Consider the following 19793-nt stretch of genomic DNA (forward strand, 5'->3'; position numbering starts at 1 on the left):
AACACTATACTAAACCGAAATCCATGGATATCAAAGAAATTCAAAGTCTGATCAAGTTCGTGGCCAAATCCGGAGCCAGCGAAGTGAAGCTCGAAACGGATGAGATCAAGATCACGATCCGCACCGGATCCGACAAGGATGGGGAACCCACTTATGTGCAACAAATTCCCATGGCGGCTCCTGCCATGCCGCAACAGGCTCCGCCTGCAGCACCCGCCCCGGCCCCGGCCGCCGCGTCCGGAGAGGCAGATGCCAAGAAAGAAGGGGACGATTCCAAGTACATCACCATCAAGTCGCCGATTATCGGGACATTTTACCGGAAACCTTCCCCGGACAAACCCCCGTTTGTGGAAGTCGGGGACAGCATTTCCAAGGGCGACGTACTTTGCGTGATCGAGGCCATGAAGCTCTTCAACGATATTGAATCGGAAGTATCCGGAAAGGTCGTCAAAGTACTGGTAGACGACTCCTCCCCGGTAGAATTCGACCAGCCCTTGTTCCTGATCGACCCGTCTTAGACCGGGGTTTCGCATTAACTAACAGACAACAAGCGCACTATGTTTAAAAAGATTCTGATCGCCAACCGCGGAGAGATTGCCCTGCGCATCATCCGCACCTGCAAGGAGATGGGTATCAAGACGGTCGCGGTGTACTCCAAGGCCGACGAGGAAAGCCTCCATGTCCGGTTTGCAGATGAAGCCGTTTGTATCGGTCCGGCTCCGAGTAACCAGTCCTACCTGAAAATCCCGAACATCATTGCGGCTGCGGAAATCACCAACGCGGACGCAATCCATCCGGGCTACGGCTTTTTGTCCGAGAACTCCAAGTTTTCCAGGATTTGCGCCGAACACGAGATCAAATTCATCGGTGCGACGGGCGACCAGATCGACCGTATGGGCGACAAGGCATCTGCCAAGCAGACGATGAAAGAGGCTGGGGTGCCTACCATCCCCGGCTCCGACGGCCTCCTGAAGGATGCGAACCACGCGCTGAAGGTGGCCAAGAAAATGGGATATCCGGTTATGATCAAGGCTACTGCCGGCGGCGGCGGAAAGGGTATGCGTGCCATCTGGAAAGAGGAGGAGCTCGTAAAACAATTTGAGAGCGCCGTCAAGGAAGCGGAAGCGGCCTTCGGCAACGGGGGGATGTATATGGAAAAGCTCATTGAGGAGCCCCGGCATATTGAGATCCAGGTAGTTGGCGACCAGTATGGCAAGGCCTGCCACCTCTCCGAGCGGGACTGCTCCATCCAGCGACGCCACCAGAAGCTCACCGAGGAGACCCCTTCTCCCTTTATGACGGATAAACTCCGGGATGCCATGGGGAAGGCAGCCGTCCGCGCAGCCGAGTTTATCAAATACGAAGGGGCGGGGACCGTGGAATTCCTGGTAGACAAACACCGCAACTTCTATTTTATGGAGATGAATACGCGGATCCAGGTTGAACACCCGATCACCGAGCAGGTTATCGATTACGACCTGATTCGCGAACAGATCCTCGTGGCAGGGGGCGTGCCGATATCCGGTAAAAATTACACCCCGAACTTGCACTCCATCGAATGCCGGATCAATGCGGAGGACCCCTACAACGGGTTTCGTCCATCTCCGGGCAAGATCACGACGCTGCATACGCCCGGCGGGCACGGTGTCCGGCTGGACACCCACGTGTACAGCGGGTACACCATTCCGCCCAACTACGATTCGATGATCGCCAAGCTGATCACCACGGCCCAGACGCGGGAAGAGGCCATCAACAAGATGAAGCGCGCCCTGGATGAATTCGTAATCGAAGGCATCAAGACGACCATCCCGTTCCACCGCCAGCTTATGGACCATCCGGATTACCTGGCCGGGAACTACACCACCAAATTCATGGAGGACTTCGAGATGCAACCCGAGCCCTCCGAGGACGACTGACGGAGCCATCCACGGCCCCGTAAACCGGCAAGAACCGCGCTATGAGCCCGAGCTACTGGGAAATTGAATCCTGGCTTACCGACGTGGATTTTTGCGTGGTGGGCAGCGGCATAACCGGCCTGAGTTGTGCCCTGGAACTTCGAAAAAGCCATCCCGGGGCCAAAATCCTCATTCTGGAACGGGGCATCCTGCCCGCCGGAGCCAGCACCCGCAATGCGGGTTTTGCCTGTTTTGGCAGCCTAACCGAGATCCTGGACGATTTGCAGTCCCATACGGAAGATGAAATTGTCTCTCTGGTTTCCAACCGGTTCACGGGCATCCGGATGCTGCGCCAACGGCTGGGCGACCAGGCCATAGATTTCCGGCAGTACGGAGGCTACGAGGTTTTCCGGGAAGCGGATAAAGAGGTGCAGGAGCACGCCCTGGAGGCCATGGATCGAATCAACCGGATGCTGCAACCGGTTTTCGGCCGGCCGGCCTTTGAAATCCGGCCGGGGGAATTCGGGATGGCCGGCATCCAGCCCGACGCCGTCTGCAACCCGTTGGAAGGACAACTCCATACGGGCCGGATGATGCAGGCCCTGCTGGGCAAAGCCCGGGAGGCGGACATCTGCCTGCTCAACGGGGTGGAGGTAACCGGGTTTGAAGACCTGGGGGACCAGGTAGGCATCCGGACTTCCGCATTCGAATTTGAGGCGGCGAACCTGCTGCTGGCGACTAACGGGTTTGCCGGGCTGCAAACCGGACTGGACCTGCAGCCTGCACGGGGCCAGGTACTTATCACTGAACCCGTACCCGGGCTGGCCCTCCGCGGGAGCTTCCACCTGGACCGGGGCTATTTCTACTTCCGAAACGTCGGCGACCGCGTACTCCTGGGTGGCGGCCGCCATTTGGACAAACCCGGGGAAACCACCACGGACCTCGGTCAGACCCCCGGCATACAGCAAGCCCTGGAAGACCTGTTGCACAGGGTTATCCTTCCCGGGCAGGCCGTCCGGGTAGCGCACCGGTGGAGCGGGATCATGGGCGTGGGCTCCCGTAAGAAGCCCATCGTCCAAAAACTGTCCCCCCACGTATTTTGCGGGGTCCGCCTCGGGGGTATGGGGGTTGCCATCGGCAGTCAGGTAGGCGCCGACCTGGCGGCCCTGGCCACGACCTGACGAATCAGATCGGCAACCGCTTGTTGATGGTCTCCAGGGAAACATTCAGGAAAATGTTCTCCCCTGCCTCCAGGGCTTTTTCCGAATTGAAATACACCCCTTTTTCGCCTTCCATTCGTCCATATACCCGGTAGTAGCCGCCCATGTAGTAGGAGTGTTCCACAGAGACCTCCAGGCCGGACTTTTGCGATACGCGCAGCTCGTGGGCATAGACGATGATGTTCCGGGTGGTGGAAGCGTAGGATTTCAGGATATTGATAGGGATCAGGTTGGCTTCGCCCAGCAGATAGGCCGTATAGAGGCGGGCGGGTTGTTCAAAGATTTCCCGGGTGGGGCGCAGGTCCAGGATCTCCCGGTCCCGCAGCACCATCACCCGGTCGGCAAAGGGCAACACGTCGTTGTGGTCGTGGGTGGCGCACAGGCAGCTGATCTCCTCCCGCTTCAGGTATTCAAACAGGTTGCGGCGGAGTTTGTTCCGCCGAAAATGATCGATGTGGCCAAAGGGCTCGTCCAGCAATAACAGTTCCGGCTTTTGGGCCAATACCCGGGCCAGGGCCACGCGTTGCTGCTGGCCCCCGCTGAGGTATCGCACCTGTTTGCCGCGGTAGGCAGTGAGCTCCATGGTTTCCAGGAGTTCCTCCGTCCGGCGGGCCGTTTCCTCCGGGTAGTGTACCGACAGGAATTTGGCGATGTTTTCCTCCACGCTGATAAAGGGCATCAGGTCGAAGTCCTGGGCCAGGTACTTCATAAAAGGCGCACCCGGCAACAGCTGGTAGGCCGGACCCTTGATGGCGTGGTCCTTCCACCGGATGCTTCCCTGCTCAAAGGGGAGTTCCCCGTATATGAGCTTGAGCAGGGTGCTTTTCCCGCAACCGCTTTCGCCCATGACCGCCATGAGTTCACCCCGGCCCAGCTGGAACCCGATGTCCTCCAGGACGGCCTCCGACTCATAGGCAAAACTTAGAGATTCAACTGTAAGCATAAACAAAAAAAATCCGCTTCTTAAGAAACGGATTTTCAGGTATTTTATTGATCGTTATTCCTTGAAATCTTTCAGTGCGGCCTGGTTGGGCAGCTCTTCGTACCCCATATTGTAGAAGGTAAACCCGAAAATATCCGCGTACTGTTCAATGGTCTTGCTGATGGGTGTGCCGGCCCCGTGGCCCGCATTCGTCTCAATGCGGATCAGCACCGGGCTTTCGCCAGCGTGTTTTTCCTGGAGCGTGGCGGCGAATTTGAAGCTGTGGGCGGGCACTACCCGGTCGTCGTGGTCTGCGGTGGTCACCAGGGTAGCCGGGTAGGCGACCCCCTCCCGGATGTTGTGCAGGGGCGAGTATCCCTTCAGGTACTCGAACATCTCCTCGCTCTCCTCCGAGGTCCCGTAGTCATAGGACCATCCGGCCCCGGCGGTAAAGGTGTGGTAGCGCAGCATATCCAAAACCCCGACGGCCGGCAGGGCCACCTGCATGAGGTCCGGACGCTGGGTCATGACCGCCCCCACGAGCAGCCCCCCGTTGGAGCCGCCCCGGATGGCCAGTTTGCCTGCGGAGGTGTACCCTTCCGCAATCAGGTATTCGGCCGCAGCGATAAAATCGTCAAACACGTTTTGCTTGCTTGTCTTGGTCCCCGCGTCGTGCCATTTTTTCCCGTATTCGCCTCCCCCCCGGATATTCGGGACCGCATAGATGCCGCCCTGTTCCAGCCAGACCGCATTCGAGGTGCTGAAGCCCGGGGTAAGGCTGACGTTAAACCCGCCATACCCGTAGAGGATGGTGGGGTTGTCCCCGTTTTTTTCCAGGCCTTTTTTGTGGGTGATGATCATCGGGATCCGCGTGCCGTCGGCCGACTCGTAGAACACCTGGTTGGAGACGTAGTCGTCCGGGTTAAAATCGATGTCCGGCTTCCAGTAAAGCTCGTATTCCCCGGTTTCCACGTTGTACTTATAGGAGGATCCCGGGGTGTTGTAGTTGGTAAAGTAGAAGTAAAACTCTTTTTCTTCTTTTTTGCCGCCAAAGCCGCTGGCACTGCCCACCCCCGGCAGGGGCACTTCGCGCACCAGGTTGCCCTGGTAGTCGTATTGCAGGACCTTGGAAATCGCGTCCACCATGTATTCGGCAAAGAAGTAACCGCCCCCGGTATTCGGGCTCAGGACATTTTCGGTTTCCGGGATAAAGTCCACCCAGTTCTCCGGCCCCGGATCGGACGCATCCACCGTGACGATCCGTTTGTTCGGCGCGTCCCGGTCCGTGACAATGTAGAGTTTCGACCCGGAATTTTCGATCACATAGCTATCGGATTCCTCGTCCCCTACAATGGTTTTCAACCCGGAACCAGGGTCCTGCAGGTCCTGGATAAACAATTTATTACCGGAAGTCGTATTGGCCGCCGAAAGGATCAGGTAGCGCTGGTCTTCCGTCACCGAGGCCCTGATATAGCGGTGCTTCTGTTCGGGGGTGCCCCCAAAGATCAACTGGTCCCCGGCCTGCGGCTGCCCGAGTTGGTGGAAATAGACCTTGTGCTGGTCCGTCCTGGCCGAAAGCTCGCTGCCTTCCGGCTTGTCGTAGCTCGAGTAGTAGAAGCCCTCGTTGCCCCTCCAGGAAACCCCGCTGAACTTGATGTCCACCAGGGTGTCTTCGATGATTTCCCGGCTGGCGGCGTCCATGACGATCACCTTGCGCCAGTCGCTGCCCCCCTCGGAGATGGAGTAGGCTACCCGGGAGCCGTCTTCTGTAAAGCTCAGGCCGGCCAGGGAGGTGGTGCCGTCCTCCGAAAAGGTGTTCGGGTCCAGGAAAACCTCGGGGTCGCCCGTTTCCCCCTGGCGGTAGAGGACATACTGGTCCTGCAGCCCGTCGTTTTTGTAGAAGTAAGTCTTCCCGCCCTCTTTGAACGGGGTGCCCAGCTTTTCGTAATTCCAGAGCTTTTCAAGCCGCTGGCGCAGGGCCTCCCGGTAGGGGATGCCGTCCAGGTACCCGAAGGTGACTGCGTTCTGCCGCCGGACCCAGTCTTCGGTTTCCGGGCTCCGGTCGTCTTCGAGCCAGCGGTAAGGATCGGCCACTTCCGTGCCGAAATAGGTATCCACAGTGTCGACTTTCGCAGTTTCCGGGTAGTTTATGGCCATATTCGTTTCGGTTTGATTTTGGCAGGCCGTGAGCAGGAGGCCCAGGCAAAGGATTGCGGTGGTGTGTTTCATGGAGGGTGGTTCAGAAAATCGGACTAAAATACCACAAAAAACGGCCGTCCCAAACCAGGGGTCGGCCGTTTAACAGTATTTTATGGAGCAGACCTCTTTCGCGTTTGCCAAGTGCTGGAAACCGGCCGCAACCGCGAAGTCAGGGTTTGGCGTCAATGGCCGGGCATGCTGGCCGGCTACCGGGTTTCAGACCAGGCCGCGCTCCAGCAGGTGCTCCGCTATCTGGACGGCGTTTGTGGCTGCGCCCTTGCGGAGGTTGTCGGCTACGATCCAGAGATTCAGGGTCTTGGCCTGGCTTTCATCTCGGCGGATCCGACCCACAAAAACCTCGTCTCTGCCATGGGCGAGTACCGGCATCGGGTAGGTGTTTGTGGCGGGGTCGTCCTGCAGCACAACGCCGGGGGTGGCTGAAAGAATCTGCCGTACCTCGTCCAGGTCAAAGTCTTCCCGGAATTCGATGTTTACCGCCTCTGAATGCCCTCCCGCCGTGGGAATCCGAACGGCGGTGGCAGTTACGGAAAACGTGCGGTCGTCCAGGATTTTCTGCGGTTCCCGGGCCAGTTTCATCTCCTCCTTGGTATAGCCGTTCTCCTGGAACACGTCGCAATGGGGCAGGGCATTCCGGTTGATCGGGTGCGGGTAGGCCTTCTCACCGGACACCCCGGCGATTTCATCTTCCAACTGGCGGACAGCCTTCACCCCCGTACCGGAAACGGATTGGTAGGTGGAGACCACCACCCGCTTCATCGTATACCTTGTATGCAGGGGCGCCAGTACCATCACGAGCTGGATGGTGGAACAGTTGGGGTTCGCGATGATCTTGTCTTCCGGCCCAAGTGTATCTGCGTTGATTTCAGGAACCACCAGTTTCTTCCCGGGGTCCATCCGCCAGGCCGAGGAATTGTCGATTACCGTGGTGCCGGCATCCGCAAACCGCGGGGCCCATTCCAGGGAAGTATCCCCTCCGGCCGAGAAAATGGCGATATCCGGCCGTGCTGCTACGGCGTCCGCCAGACCGATTACGGGGTATTCCCGGTCCCTGAACGGGAGCAACCTGCCCACAGAGCGCTCGGAGGCCACCGGCAGCAATTCGGTAACCGGGAAATTGCGCTCGGCCAGTACCCGGAGCATGACTTCGCCCACCATTCCGGTGGCGCCTACAACTGCTACTTTCATCAGATTCGTATTTAGTGAGCCAAAAGTACGCCGGACATAGGTCTCCGGCAAATCCGTCCGGAAAGATTTTTAAAAATAAAACAAAATGTTGCAAATATAACCCCTGAGTGCGTCTATTCCACAGACCCGAAGGAATCGCGTCATCCGGCAGATTAGTTCCCATCCAGACGATAGGGGCCCACCCCAAAAGAAAAACCGCCCGGGCGCGCCGGGCGGTTTAAGTTGCACTTGCTTGTGGTGTAGCGGTTCCCGCCACAAGTCGGGACGCGTCTTTATTTCTTTTTCAGCAGGTCGCGGATTTCGGCCAGCAAGTCTTCCTGGGTGGGCCCTTTGGGGGCTTCCGGTTTGGGCTCTTCTTTTTTGCGGACCTTGTTGTAGGATTTCACGATCATAAACAACACGAACCCGACGATGATCAGGTTGATGATGCTGTTGATCCACGCCCCGTATCGCACGGCGCTTTCCGGTTTTTCCACCGTACCGTCGGCGGCCACCACGGCTTCCGACAGGACGATTTTCATATCGGAGAAATCCACTCCTCCGGTGAAATAGCCCACGATCGGCATCATAATGTCATTGACAAACCCGCTGACCACCAGGCCGATGGCGCTGGCGAGCAAAACTGCAACGGCCAGGTCGATGACATTGCCGGTCATAATAAACTTCTTGAATTCTTTTAGCATGGTTCCATTTGATTGGTTATGCTGCTCAAAATACTAAAAATTTGCAGAGTAGCCCCCAAGAGATATCATTTTCAGCGGATTAGGCTATTTAAAGGCCCATCGGTCGCCCCGGACGAATACCGGACGAATATTGAAAAGCTCAATGTTCTTCCAGGATTTCCCGCGCCACCCGCCGGGAGATACCCGTTAGGAGTTCATAGGAAATGGTGCCGGCTCCGCGAGCCAGGTCTTCGGCGGAATGCCCATTCCCGAAAACCACCACCTCGTCCCCCTCCTTGCAGGGGATTCCCGTGACGTCGATCATCGTCATGTCCATGCAAACATTCCCGATAATGGGAGCGCGTTTACCCCGGACATGGAATGCTCCATGCTCCTTTCCGTAAATCCGTCCGATACCGTCTGCATGCCCGATGGGAAGCGTAGCCGTGGTCCGGAAATCCGCAGCCCGGTACCCCTTGTTGTAGCCTACCCATTCCCCGGGCTCGATTTTATGGAGCTGGGAAATGCGGGTGCGCAGCCGGGCCACCGGGCGGAGGAGTGGGTCTACTTCGGGATCGTTGCCGTACCCGTAGAGCCCGATGCCGCTGCGGACCATGTCCCATTGGGCATCCGGGAAATTCAGGATGCCGGAGGTGTTCAGCAGGTGGAAAAAAGGCGTGCCGGGCAACTGTTCGCGGATATCCGCCACGATGGCGGCAAACGATTTGATCTGCCTTTGGGTAAAAGTGTTTGAGCCGGGGTCGTCCGAAGCCGCCAGGTGGGAGAAGGCGGATCGGATGGTAAGGCTGGACTCCCCTTCCAGTTGCCCGGCAATCCATTCCACGTCGTTTTCCCAGAAACCCAGCCGGTTGAGGCCCGTATTGAACTTCAGGTGGACCGGAAACCCCCGCGCCTCCCGCCGCCGGGCAGTTTCCAGGAACATTTTCAGAATCCGCAGGCTGTAGAGCGCCGGCTCCAGCCGATGGGTAATCAGGTCATCCAGGCCGGAAGGCTGGGGGTGCAGCACCAGGATGGGGAGCCGGACGCCGCCCTCTCGCAAAAAGGTGCCTTCGTCCGTGAAGGCCACCGCCAGGTAATCGGCCCCGAGGGCTTCGAGTTTCAGCGCAATGGCCAGGGAATCACTGCCGTAGCCGTAGGCCTTGACCACGCCCAGGAACCGGGTTTCGGGACGCAGCCTGTCCCGCAAAAACCGGTAGTTGTGGGCCAGGGCCCCCAGGTCGATCTCCAGGACCGTGTCACGGCTTTGAGGCATTCTCTGATTTTTTCGAGGGGAGGACCTCGGGTTCGTTCACTTCGAGCTTACTGATTTTTTCGGTGAGCATCGCCTTGTAGAATGCCCCCCGGCTCAGCGGTTCGTACTCCTCGGTTTCGCCCAGCAATACGAGCCGGTCGTTTCGGGATTTGCGGTAGCTGTAGTTGGCCAGGTTGCCGGTGCGCGTACAGATGGCGTGAACCTTGGTTACGTATTCCGCCGTGGCCATCAGGGCCGGCATGGGGCCGAAAGGGTTGCCCTTGAAGTCCATATCCAGGCCCGCAACCACCACCCGGACGCCCTTGTTGGCCAGGTCGTTGCAGACCGTGACGATTTCGTCGTCAAAAAACTGGGCCTCGTCAATGCCCACCACGTCGCAATTGTCGGCCAGCAACCGGATATTTGCAGCAGCCGGCACCGGGGTGGAACGAATCTCGTTTTCGTCGTGGGAAACCACGTAGTCTTCGTGGTACCGCGTATCGACGATCGGTTTGAAGATCTCTACCTTCTGACGGGCAAACTGGGCGCGACGCAGGCGTCGGATCAGTTCCTCGGTCTTGCCTGAAAACATCGAACCGCAGATGACTTCAATCCATCCGAATTGTTCTTTGGGGTTAACAGTGTTTTCGAGAAACATTTTGTAATTTTAGACGAAAGTAGCGGCTGTTTCCGTTACAGGTAGTAGCGGCGCTATAAAAGTATTAAAAAAGAACCACCTTCACGGAAAGGTCCCCGTATAATTAGCTATGAAACGAAAACTGAAAGAGGAGTTGCTGAAACTCTCCACGGACATCATTACGAGCCGCGGTTTGAAGGAGTTGCCGGAGCTTTACGAAAGGGCCAGGGATCTCTACGAAAAACTGGCGGTACTGAAATTTATCGAGGAAAAACTCAACGACGTGCAGATCGACGTCAGCAAGAGCGAAGTCGCCTCCAAGTTTGAATCGATCGCCTCGGCGGTACTCAACGAGAATAAGTCCGTGCCGGAATCCAACCCGCACGAAGAGGATATCATCGTCCCGGGAATCGACACGATTAAGCACATGGTATCGGAAATGCCCGGGGGTGAGGAACTCGAGGAGGTCCTTGAGCGGCTCATCGCCAAGAACGACTTTGTCAAAAACGACAAACAGGACACGGCCCCGGACCTGCCGAAACCGCCGAAACCCGGCCATTCCAAATCCCTGAACGACACGCTGACGGCGCGGAAGATCTCCGTGGGGCTCAACGACCGCCTGGCCTTTGTCAAACACCTGTTCAACGACGACATGGACGCCTTCAACCGCATCCTGTCCAAACTGAACGACCTGGATTCCGTGGAGCATTCCGTGGCCTATATCCGCGATGAAGTAAAACCCGGGTTCAACCAGTGGGAAGGGAAGGACGAATACGAAGCCCGGTTTATGGAACTCATCGAACGGCGCTTTAACTAATAGTCAGAAAAACAAGTGATAATGGCCGGACGTGCTTACAGCCGCCCGGCCTCTTTTTATACCGCCCATGCAGCCTGGCAAACTGTTCATCGTACCCACTCCCATCGGCAACCTCGGGGATATCACCCTGAGGGCCCTGGAAGTGCTCCGGGAGGCCGACCTGATCCTGTCCGAGGATACCCGCACCAGCGGAAAACTCCTGAAACATTATGAAGTGGAGACCCCCCAGCGTTCGTACCATATGCACAACGAACACCGGGTAGTGGACGCATTGGTCGCCGAGGTAGCAGCGGGCAGGACGCTGGCGTTGATATCCGATGCAGGGACACCCGGCATTTCCGACCCGGGCTTTCTGTTGGTCCGCGCCTGTATCCAGGCGGGGCATGCCGTGGATTGCCTGCCGGGAGCCACCGCCTTTGTCCCCGCCCTGGTGTGCAGCGGCTTCCCCACGGACCGGTTTGTTTTTGAAGGATTCCTCCCCCATAAGAAGGGCCGGCAGACCCGGCTCGCCGAACTGGCCGGCGAGGCCCGGACGATGGTTTTTTACGAAAGCCCCCATCGGTTGCTGAAGGCCCTGGAGCAATTTGCCGACCATTTCGGAGCGGAACGCGAGGTGGCAGTCTGCCGGGAACTGACCAAGCACTTTGAGGAGATTGTGCGGGGGACCGTGTCGGAAGTAGCCGACCACTTCAAACAGAATGCGCCCCGGGGCGAATTTGTCCTCGTGGTTAAGGGGACGGGTGATTAAATTTTAATCTAATATGTCATAGATTAAATGTATTTGAGAATTTTTTCAAGCGGGCAATCGCTGCCACCAGAATACGGAACCACATTTAAGGACACTGTTTATTTCACGGGGAATAAAAGTATTACTGAAGGAAACCCTAGTGAACCTGGACCGCCATTAGGTAAATTTTCTACAGTAAATCTATTTGTGGGAGCGAATAATTCAGGGAAAAGTAGATTTCTGAGAGGTTTAATTAAACTAAAAGATTCAGAAATGGAAATCTCCAATAACTCTGTAGTGTTCCAAGAAAAGCAGAATAAAGCACAAAAATATTACGAGGAAAATCAATCAAATGTTCAAAGGCTTGACAATGAAACCTATGGGATGATATTTCGCCTTTACAAAAATTTTACTGGAAAAAGAGATTCATTGAACAAGCATCTTGGCAATGAACAAGATTATAAGAATCTGTATAAGGAAATAAATTCAGAATTTAATAAGGGTATTGCTCAATTACAAAAAGGGAATCAAACAAATGGTAGAGTCAATGCGGTAAAAATATTTAGACAATTCTATGGTTTAATTAAAGAGGTAGAAACACACTTTATTTTTGCGTTAGAAAATAAACCGACGAATAAAATATTAATTCCAATATTGAGATCAATTAAGTCTAGTGAACACTTAGTCGAAGATGTGTTTAGTAAGATGATAATGGAGCTTTACTCAGTTGAGAACGCTGAAATCCATACAGGACTTAATCTCTACAATAGGATATTAGAGGCAAGAAATGGAAAAAAACAGATTAGAAGAGGCTTTGAGGAATTTGAAAACTTTTTATCTGAAAGATTTTTTGAAGGGAAGGAAATTGAGATTATATCAAACTTAAATGATGAAAAGATCAATTTGTGGATTGATGGTGAGGAGAGAAAGATACATGATGTAGGGGATGGAATCCAATCCATTATACAGTTACTTTTTCCAATTTACACTGCAAAAAATGGTTCTTGGATTTTTATTGAGGAACCCGAAACGCATATGCATCCTGGTCTTCAAAGACTATTTCTTGAAACGTTAATTTCCGATGAATATCTTACCAAGAAGGGATTAAAGTATTTCTTTACAACTCATTCAAATCATCTATTGGACTCCTCAATACCAAAAGATTTGATTTCTGTATTTCAGTTTGATAAGATAAATGAATCCAAATATGAAATTGGAACTGATTTATTACCAAATAAGAAAACACTAGATCTCCTAGGAGTTAAATCCTCATCTGTTCTTATTGCAAATGCTACTATTTGGGTAGAGGGTCCAACAGATAGAAAGTACCTTTCAAGATTTTTAAATCTTTATTGTAAATATCATCAAAAGCCCATTTATAAGGAAGATATCGATTTTGCTTTTATCGAATATGGAGGCAGTTTGCTATCACATTATCTCTTTGAAGAAAAACAAATTTCCGAAGTCAATTCTCTGGAGGTGAATGATGAAATTAAGGCCTTCGCTATATCTACAAAAGTTTTTTTGCTTGTAGATAATGACAACGTTGATAATAGAAGGCGCAAAGGTAAAAGACGATTAGAATTGAAGAAATTATCTGAAAATCAGCCGAACTTCACCTTTTTTGACACAGAATATGTTGAAATTGAAAACCTTTTACCCCCCACTGTACTCAAAGGTTATCTTAAGAAAATAATGAATAGGAAGTATCATAAGAAATTGGATTCATTGGACATATCTCAGAACAAATATGAAAGAACAAGAGTCGGTGAATATTTAATAAACTGCCTAGAGTCCTTGGGCTTATCAGATAACGAACTGCCCAAATTAAAATCCAATTCGGGAACATTATCAAATTATCACAAAATAAACCTCTGTGAGTTCACCATAACCACATTTGAAAGTTATGATGAATTGACTAGAGAAAATAAAGTTTTGAATAGATTAATTGAGCAATTATTCGATTTCATAGGCGATTAGCAACCGTGTTTCCCCTGCTCCCATCCGTAACGGGAGAGGTATTTTTCCCCGCTTTCAACTGCCCCCGATTCAATAGGGGTCCCCATGGAGTCATTCCAGCGGTTGAGAAAGCCAAACAGAGAGATCACCCCGAGGATTTCGACAATTTCCCCTTCGTCCCAGTGTTCGTGCAGCCGGGCCGCCAGGTCGGCATCCACCGTATTGGGTACCTGTGAAGCCGCCAGGGCAAAGTCCAGGGCGGCCCGTTCGGCATCCGAAAATGCGCTGTGGGTCCGGTACTCCCAAATATTTTCCAATTGCCTTTGCTCGGCCCCGTACCGCTCGGCGGCCCGGATGGCATGGGCCTGGCAGTACCGGCAGCCGGTGGCATTGCTGCTCACCCAGGCAATCATCCGTTTCAGGGCTGAGGTCACCTTCCCGTGGTTTTCCATCACGGCCATATTCAACTGGATAAATGCCTTGGAAATGGCCGGCCGCCGCTGCATGGTCAGGACGGAATTCGGGCAGAAACCCAGGGTTTCATCAAAGAATTTGGCCAGCTTCCGGGTTTCGGGATCGGCATTCGGGTCTAAGGGTGTTACAAGGGGCATATGGCGTGATTTTATTGTACTTTTGGGCAAGAAACAAAAAAATTATGGCTTCCACCAATCACGTCACGACGCGCTGGCTGGGGGATATGGCATTTGAATCCAACAATCCCTCCGGCCTGAATTTCCGAATCGATGCAAGCCCCGAAGATGGCGGGGCAGGGTCCGGGATGCGCCCGAAGGCCCTCATGTTGAGTTCGCTGGCAGGGTGTTCGGGACTCGACATTGCCATGCTGATCCGCAAGATGAAACTCGAGGTGTCCGATTTCCATATCGAAACCGTCGGGTCGCTCAGCGAAGACCACCCGCAAACCTACGAGGCGGTCCGGGTGGAGTTCCACTTCCACGGCAAAAATCTCGCACAGGCAAAATTGCAACGGGCCGTGGACCTGTCCGTGGAGAAATACTGCGGGGTGATCGCCATGTTCCGGAAATTTGCGGAACTCGATTTCCAGACTGTTTTCCACGAAGACTGATCCGTATTCCGCGGTGCCCGGGTCCAAGTGCAGCGGGCGCATTCAGCAGCCAGAATAGTTTTGGTGCCAGCCAATTTCGGGGCAGTGCGCCCCCGTACCGGGGTGGGGCAAAAAACGGGTGTAACCTGCCTGCAGCCCACAGGCCTAAATTCAATCCATGTCCATGAGTACGCGTTGGGTTTTTAAACCGGAGCCCGGGAGGGAAGCAGCCTCCCGCCTGGCCGGGGAACTCGGCATCGACCCGTTGCTCGCCGGCCTGCTGGTTCAACGGGGCATCCGGGATTTTGAATCGGCCCGGAGGTTTTTCCGGCCGGAGCTCTCCCACCTCCACGACCCGATGCAGATGCAGGACATGGAACAGGCCGTGGATCGCCTGGAAGTTGCCTTAACCAGGGGTGAACGGATCCTGGTTTACGGGGATTACGACGTGGACGGGACCACGTCCGTTGCCCTGATGGCAGCTTACCTGCGGGAATACAGCGATGCGGTGGCCACCTACATCCCGGACCGCTACCGGGAGGGATATGGCCTCTCCCGCCAGGGGATAGAGTTTGCGGATGACAACGGCATGGGCCTGATCGTCGCCCTGGATTGCGGGGTCAAGGCCATTGAGCAGGCCCGGTACGCCCGGTCCAAAGGCATCGACCTGATTATCTGCGACCACCACCGGCCCGGGGAAACGCTGCCGGAAGCGGTGGCGGTCCTGGACCCGAAACGCGATGACTGCCCCTACCCCTACAAGGAACTTTGCGGTTGCGGGGTGGGTTTTAAGCTCATCCAGGCGCTGCATGAGCGGCGCGGCCTGGACCCGGCAGAGCTCCTTCCCTACCTGGACCTGGTGGCTACCGCTATCGGGGCGGATATCGTCCCGATCACCGGGGAGAACCGGGTGATGGTCCACTACGGGCTGCAGGTGATCAACGGCGGGGCCCGTCCGGGGATCCGCGCGTTGCTCCGCGGGCTGGACAGGAAAAACTACCAGGTATCCGACCTGGTATTCCGGGTTGCCCCCCGGATCAATGCCGCCGGGCGGATGCAGCACGGGGAGGACGCCGTCCGGTTGCTCACCGAGACAGACCCGGCCCGGGCCGGGGCACTGGCCGACGAAATCGAATCGCTGAACAGCCAGCGCAGGGAGACCGAACAGGCCATTACCGACGAGGCCCTGGAGATGGTCCGTTCGGAAGGAGGGGAGGCCCGGATGAGTACGGTGGTTTTCAAGGAAGACTGGCATAAAGGGGTTATCGGCATTGTGGCGTCCCGCCTTATCGAGACGTATTACCGCCCCACCCTGGTGTTTACCCGCAGCGGCGATAAATTGGCGGCATCCGCGCGCTCGGTGCGCGGCTTTGACCTCTACGAGGCCCTGGAAGCATGTTCGGACTGTATCGAACAATTCGGCGGACACACGTACGCCGCCGGCCTGACCCTGGAGGCTTCCCGATTCCAGGACTTTAAGGACCGGTTTGAAAAGGTGGTGTCCGAGCGGATCACCGAGGATTCCCTGACTCCGGAAATCCAGATAGACCTCAAAATCCACCTGAGCCAGATCCACCCGAAACTCGTCCGGATCCTCAGTCAGTTTGGCCCGTTTGGCCCGGGGAATCCCGCCCCGGTATTCGTTGCCGGCCCCCTGGTGGATACCGGGTATGCGCGTACCGTCGGGGAAGGCGGGGCGCATTTAAAACTAGCTGTTACCCAGGATGGCTCCGGCCCCATTGGCGGGATAGGATTCGGGTTGGGAGACCGCCTGGACCTGATCCAGGGGGGCAGGGAGTTTTACGCCGTTTTTTCCATCGAGGAGAACCACTGGCAGGGCAGGACGAGCACGCAGTTAAAAATCCGGGACATCCGGGACGCGGCACCGGATTGATTCCCCAGGCGCGAAATGCCCGGGACCCGGGCCTGGGTAGCCGTTGGGTTTACTGGCGGTAGTATTCCAGTTTCAGGGTTTCCCCGTCAAAAACCCCATAGCTGTAATGGGAAATCCAGTCGCCCAGGTTGACGTAGCGGCTGGAATCGGTCAGTTTGATGTCCAGCGGCAGGTGGCGGTGGCCGAAGACAAAGTAGTCGAAATGGGCTTCGGTGAGTTTGCGCCTGGCGTATTGTACGAGCCATTCCCGGTCTTCGCCCAAAAAGCGGACGTCCTCTTCGCCGGAAATCATCTTGTTTTTCACGGAGAAATACTGCGCCATGCGGACGCCCAGGTCCGGGTGCAGCCACCGGAAGGCCCACTGGGCCACGGGGTTGGTAAAGACCTTCTTCATTCGCTTAAACCCTTTGTCCCCGGGTCCCAGCCCGTCGCCGTGGCCGATGAAAAAGCGCTTCCCGCCGATTTCAAAAACGCGCGGTTTATGGTACACCGGAATGTTCAGCTCTTCTTCGAAATACCCGTCCATCCAGAGGTCGTGGTTGCCCACAAAGTAAATGACTGGGATCCCCTGGTCGGTCAGGGAGGCCAGGGCGCCCAGCGTGCGGGTAAACCCCTTGGGCACCACCCGCTTGTATTCAAACCAGAAATCAAATAGGTCGCCCAACAGGAAGATGGCTGCGGCGTCTTCCCGGATGGAATCGAGCCACGCCACAAACCGACGCTCGCGGACCAGGCTTTCCCGTGAATTCGGGGCGCCCAGGTGGTTGTCGCTGGCAAAATAAACCTTCTTGCCGCCGGGGATGGCTATTGGGTCAGGAATGGTAGGGTGCTGCTGCATGCGTAGTAAAGATACGAACTGCCGGTGGTTCCCGGACTGTCAATCCGGGTTGTCCGAGGCAAACCATTCGGCATAGGCCGTCCCGGTCTCCCGAAGCCGCAGCGAATGCAGCCGGATATGTTCGGGGAGTCGTTTGCTGATCCGATGGGCAAAATCCACCACCATATTTTCACTGGTGGGTTGGTAATCCGCCAGGATGACCCGGTGACCCTCCCGTTCCAGGGTGCGGGCCAGTTCCACATGGGGCGTGTTCCGGTTAAAAATGGTGGCGTGGTCAAAACGGTCTACCACCTCTTCCCTGACCACTTTCTTCAGGTCGCCAAAATCCATGACCATCCCGAGCTTCACCGCCCCGTCCTCTGCGATGGGCGTCCCAATCACGGTAACGGAAAGGTGGTAGCTGTGACCGTGGACATTCCGGCATTTCCCGTCGTACCCGTACAGGGCGTGGCCGGTCTCAAATGTAAATTCCTTGGTGATGCGTACGCGTGCCATGATCGGATCTCTAGTTGCAAAAGTAGAAAAACATCGGAAGGAATCCCGTGCCGTCCGGGAAAATGGCCCGGGATGCGTAAATTGCCAAAAAAAGCTTTGGCAGCCAAACGACTCAAATCCATTGCCGACCAGGAACGCATTTCCCTGCGGGATTCCTTTCGGGGCTGGCAATCCATCCCGCGTTTTTTCAGGGAGATCTACGCCGCCGGGCCCCGGTTGTTTATCCTGAACCTGTTGGGCCGCCTGCTCAAAGGTTTCAGCCCGGTTGTACTCCTGTGGATCGGCAAGGTCATCATCGACGAAATCGTCTTCCTGCTGAACAACCCGGACGGGGATTTTACCCGCCTGTGGACGTATGTCGCCATTGAATTGGGCGTGGCCCTGCTCACAGACCTGATCGGCCGGGGGGTCACCCTGACGGACGGCCTTTTGGGGGACCTCTATTCCAACGCTTCGTCCGAACGCATCATCCACAAGGCCGCCGACCTGTCCATGTCCCAGCTGGAGAACCCCGTTTTCTACGACAAGCTGGAACGCGCCCGTATGCAGACCAACAGCCGCGTATCCCTGATGAGCAATGTCCTGGCGCAGGGCGAGGGCCTGCTTTCAATAATTTCCCTGATCGCGGGCCTTATCTATTTCGAACCCTGGTTGATCCTGCTGCTGATTTTGAGTATCGTGCCCGCTTTTATCAACGAACTCAAGTTCTCCTCGGACCGGTACTCCCTGGCGCGCAGCTGGACGAGCGAAAGGCGCGAACTCGATTACCTGAGGTATATCGGCGCCAATAACCGAACGGCCCAGGAGGTGAAGCTATTCGGGCTAACAGGGTTTATCGCCGGCCGGTTCCGGGACATGGCGGCGCAGTACTACCGGCTCACCCGGAGGCTGGCCGTCCGCCAGAGCCTCTTTGGGGGCCTGTTTAACCTGCTGGGGGTCATCGCCTATTACGGGGCGTATATCCTGATCATCTACCGCACTCTGGGCGGGCTGCTCACCCTGGGGGAACTCACCTTCCTCTCCGGTTCCTTCAACCGGTTGCAGACCAATATGCAGGGCTTCTTTTCCCGGTTTACGCGGATTTCGGAGAGTGCCCTCTATCTGAAGGATTATTTCGATTTTATCGACCTGGAACCGGAAAGTCCCGGGGGAGACGTGGTCCCCATGCCGGATCGCATCCGCGAGGGATTCGAATTCCGGGAGGTGTATTTTACCTACCCGGAAAGCGACACGCCGGTACTCAAAGGGGTCAGTTTCCGCATCCGGGCGGGCGAGAAGATTGCCTTTGTCGGGCAAAACGGGGCCGGGAAAACCACGCTCATCAAACTGATCCTGCAATTTTACCAACCGACTTCCGGGCAGATCCTGCTGGACGGGACGGATATTTCCCGCTTTGACAAGGAGGCTTACAGGAAGCGGTTTGGGGTCATCTTCCAGGATTATTTCCGGTACGAATTCACGTTGCGGGAGAATATTGCCGTGGGGGATATCGGGGCCGTCCGGGACGATACCCGGATTGGCGAGGCCGCGCGGAAAAGCCTGGCGGACCAGGTGGTACAGGAAATGGCCGACGGCCTGGAGCAGCAGCTCGGGCGCCGGTTTGCCCGCGGGCAGGAACTCAGCGGGGGGCAGTGGCAGAAGGTGGCCCTGGCACGGGCCTACATGAAAGACGCGGACGTTATGGTCCTGGACGAACCCACGGCCTCCCTGGACGCCCGGGCGGAATACGAGGTGTTTGAGCGGTTTATCGGGCTGACCAGGGGACGAACCAGCATCATTATCTCCCACCGGTTCAGCACCGTCCGGATGGCCGACCGGATATTGGTGCTCGAAGACGGGGTGGTAACCGCCCTGGGCACCCACGAGGACCTGATGGAACAAGGCGGCCTGTACGCGGAACTATTTACCCTGCAGGCTGCGGGGTACCAGTAGGCAGATCTCTTTTCAGGCCGGACTTCCGTTATTCCAGCGCCTCTTCGGCGTAAACCCCCGGGGTGTGAGTGCCCG

The 19793-nt window shown here is 55.8% G+C and carries 18 protein-coding genes; 9 read left to right on the plus strand and 9 right to left on the minus strand.

The window, feature by feature from the left end; all coding sequences use genetic code 11:
* Positions 1 to 23 precede the first annotated feature (23 nt).
* Genes accB through RB2501_RS03975 form a run of 3 tightly spaced genes read left to right on the plus strand, consistent with a single transcriptional unit; the run spans position 24 to position 3076 of the window.
* Positions 24 to 518, plus strand: a complete 495-nt coding sequence (gene accB / locus RB2501_RS03965) for an acetyl-CoA carboxylase biotin carboxyl carrier protein (protein WP_015753458.1) — start codon at positions 24 to 26, stop codon at positions 516 to 518.
* 39 nt (positions 519 to 557) lie between these two features.
* Positions 558 to 1916, plus strand: coding sequence for an acetyl-CoA carboxylase biotin carboxylase subunit (gene accC, locus RB2501_RS03970; RefSeq protein ID WP_015753459.1), 1359 nt, complete (start codon positions 558 to 560; stop codon positions 1914 to 1916).
* 41 nt (positions 1917 to 1957) lie between these two features.
* Positions 1958 to 3076: an NAD(P)/FAD-dependent oxidoreductase gene (locus tag RB2501_RS03975; protein WP_015753460.1), complete on the plus strand. Its 1119-nt coding sequence runs from the start codon at positions 1958 to 1960 to the stop codon at positions 3074 to 3076.
* Between the two features lie 4 nt (positions 3077 to 3080).
* On the opposite strand, the gene RB2501_RS03980 is transcribed toward RB2501_RS03975, so the two are convergent.
* The 6 genes from RB2501_RS03980 to RB2501_RS04005 all read right to left on the minus strand — a co-directional run bounded on the left by RB2501_RS03980 (position 3081) and on the right by RB2501_RS04005 (position 10014).
* Positions 3081 to 4058 (minus strand): ABC transporter ATP-binding protein, encoded by a 978-nt coding sequence (locus RB2501_RS03980; protein ID WP_015753461.1) that lies wholly within the window; start codon positions 4056 to 4058, stop codon positions 3081 to 3083.
* Positions 4059 to 4112: 54 nt separating this feature from the next.
* Positions 4113 to 6266 (minus strand): prolyl oligopeptidase family serine peptidase, encoded by a 2154-nt coding sequence (locus RB2501_RS03985; protein ID WP_015753462.1) that lies wholly within the window; start codon positions 6264 to 6266, stop codon positions 4113 to 4115.
* Positions 6267 to 6452: 186 nt separating this feature from the next.
* Positions 6453 to 7442, minus strand: coding sequence for an aspartate-semialdehyde dehydrogenase (locus tag RB2501_RS03990; RefSeq protein WP_015753463.1), 990 nt, complete (start codon positions 7440 to 7442; stop codon positions 6453 to 6455).
* Positions 7443 to 7714: 272 nt separating this feature from the next.
* On the minus strand, positions 7715 to 8125 hold the full coding sequence (gene mscL, locus RB2501_RS03995) for a large-conductance mechanosensitive channel protein MscL (RefSeq protein ID WP_015753464.1): 411 nt from the start codon (positions 8123 to 8125) through the stop codon (positions 7715 to 7717).
* A gap of 139 nt (positions 8126 to 8264) precedes the next feature.
* Complete coding sequence (alr, locus tag RB2501_RS04000) at positions 8265 to 9377, minus strand: alanine racemase (protein ID WP_015753465.1); 1113 nt, start codon at positions 9375 to 9377, stop codon at positions 8265 to 8267.
* On the minus strand, positions 9361 to 10014 hold the full coding sequence (locus RB2501_RS04005) for a thymidine kinase (RefSeq protein WP_015753466.1): 654 nt from the start codon (positions 10012 to 10014) through the stop codon (positions 9361 to 9363). The genes alr and RB2501_RS04005 overlap by 17 nt, the downstream gene beginning before the upstream one ends.
* 109 nt (positions 10015 to 10123) lie before the next feature.
* Between RB2501_RS04005 and RB2501_RS04010 the strand changes: the two genes are divergently transcribed.
* The 3 genes from RB2501_RS04010 to RB2501_RS04020 all read left to right on the plus strand — a co-directional run bounded on the left by RB2501_RS04010 (position 10124) and on the right by RB2501_RS04020 (position 13517).
* Positions 10124 to 10810, plus strand: a complete 687-nt coding sequence (locus tag RB2501_RS04010) for a hypothetical protein (RefSeq protein WP_015753467.1) — start codon at positions 10124 to 10126, stop codon at positions 10808 to 10810.
* Positions 10811 to 10877: 67 nt separating this feature from the next.
* Positions 10878 to 11558: a 16S rRNA (cytidine(1402)-2'-O)-methyltransferase gene (gene rsmI / locus RB2501_RS04015; protein WP_015753468.1), complete on the plus strand. Its 681-nt coding sequence runs from the start codon at positions 10878 to 10880 to the stop codon at positions 11556 to 11558.
* Positions 11559 to 11585: 27 nt separating this feature from the next.
* Entirely contained in the window at positions 11586 to 13517 is a 1932-nt protein-coding gene (locus RB2501_RS04020; protein WP_083760682.1) for an AAA family ATPase, read from the plus strand.
* On the opposite strand, the gene RB2501_RS04025 is transcribed toward RB2501_RS04020, so the two are convergent.
* Positions 13514 to 14107: a carboxymuconolactone decarboxylase family protein gene (locus tag RB2501_RS04025; RefSeq protein ID WP_015753470.1), complete on the minus strand. Its 594-nt coding sequence runs from the start codon at positions 14105 to 14107 to the stop codon at positions 13514 to 13516. The genes RB2501_RS04020 and RB2501_RS04025 overlap by 4 nt on opposite strands.
* 44 nt (positions 14108 to 14151) lie before the next feature.
* Between RB2501_RS04025 and RB2501_RS04030 the strand changes: the two genes are divergently transcribed.
* Both RB2501_RS04030 and recJ read left to right on the plus strand, forming a co-directional pair.
* Positions 14152 to 14580: an OsmC family protein gene (locus tag RB2501_RS04030; protein WP_015753471.1), complete on the plus strand. Its 429-nt coding sequence runs from the start codon at positions 14152 to 14154 to the stop codon at positions 14578 to 14580.
* A 157-nt stretch (positions 14581 to 14737) separates the two neighbouring features.
* Positions 14738 to 16453: a single-stranded-DNA-specific exonuclease RecJ gene (gene recJ / locus RB2501_RS04035; protein ID WP_015753472.1), complete on the plus strand. Its 1716-nt coding sequence runs from the start codon at positions 14738 to 14740 to the stop codon at positions 16451 to 16453.
* A 49-nt stretch (positions 16454 to 16502) separates the two neighbouring features.
* Here the strand turns inward: recJ and RB2501_RS04040 are convergent, their stop codons facing one another.
* Together RB2501_RS04040 and RB2501_RS04045 are read right to left on the minus strand one after the other, a co-directional pair.
* Positions 16503 to 17291 (minus strand): UDP-2,3-diacylglucosamine diphosphatase, encoded by a 789-nt coding sequence (locus RB2501_RS04040; protein ID WP_015753473.1) that lies wholly within the window; start codon positions 17289 to 17291, stop codon positions 16503 to 16505.
* Between the two features lie 39 nt (positions 17292 to 17330).
* Entirely contained in the window at positions 17331 to 17786 is a 456-nt protein-coding gene (locus RB2501_RS04045; RefSeq protein ID WP_015753474.1) for a 6-pyruvoyl trahydropterin synthase family protein, read from the minus strand.
* 72 nt (positions 17787 to 17858) lie between these two features.
* Between RB2501_RS04045 and RB2501_RS04050 the strand changes: the two genes are divergently transcribed.
* The gene (locus tag RB2501_RS04050; protein WP_148214289.1) at positions 17859 to 19718 is read left to right on the plus strand and encodes an ABC transporter ATP-binding protein; all 1860 of its coding nucleotides are present in this window, start codon (positions 17859 to 17861) and stop codon (positions 19716 to 19718) included.
* Positions 19719 to 19793 lie beyond the last annotated feature (75 nt).

This window comes from Robiginitalea biformata HTCC2501 (genome assembly GCF_000024125.1).
GTDB classification, from domain to species: Bacteria; Bacteroidota; Bacteroidia; order Flavobacteriales; family Flavobacteriaceae; genus Robiginitalea; species Robiginitalea biformata.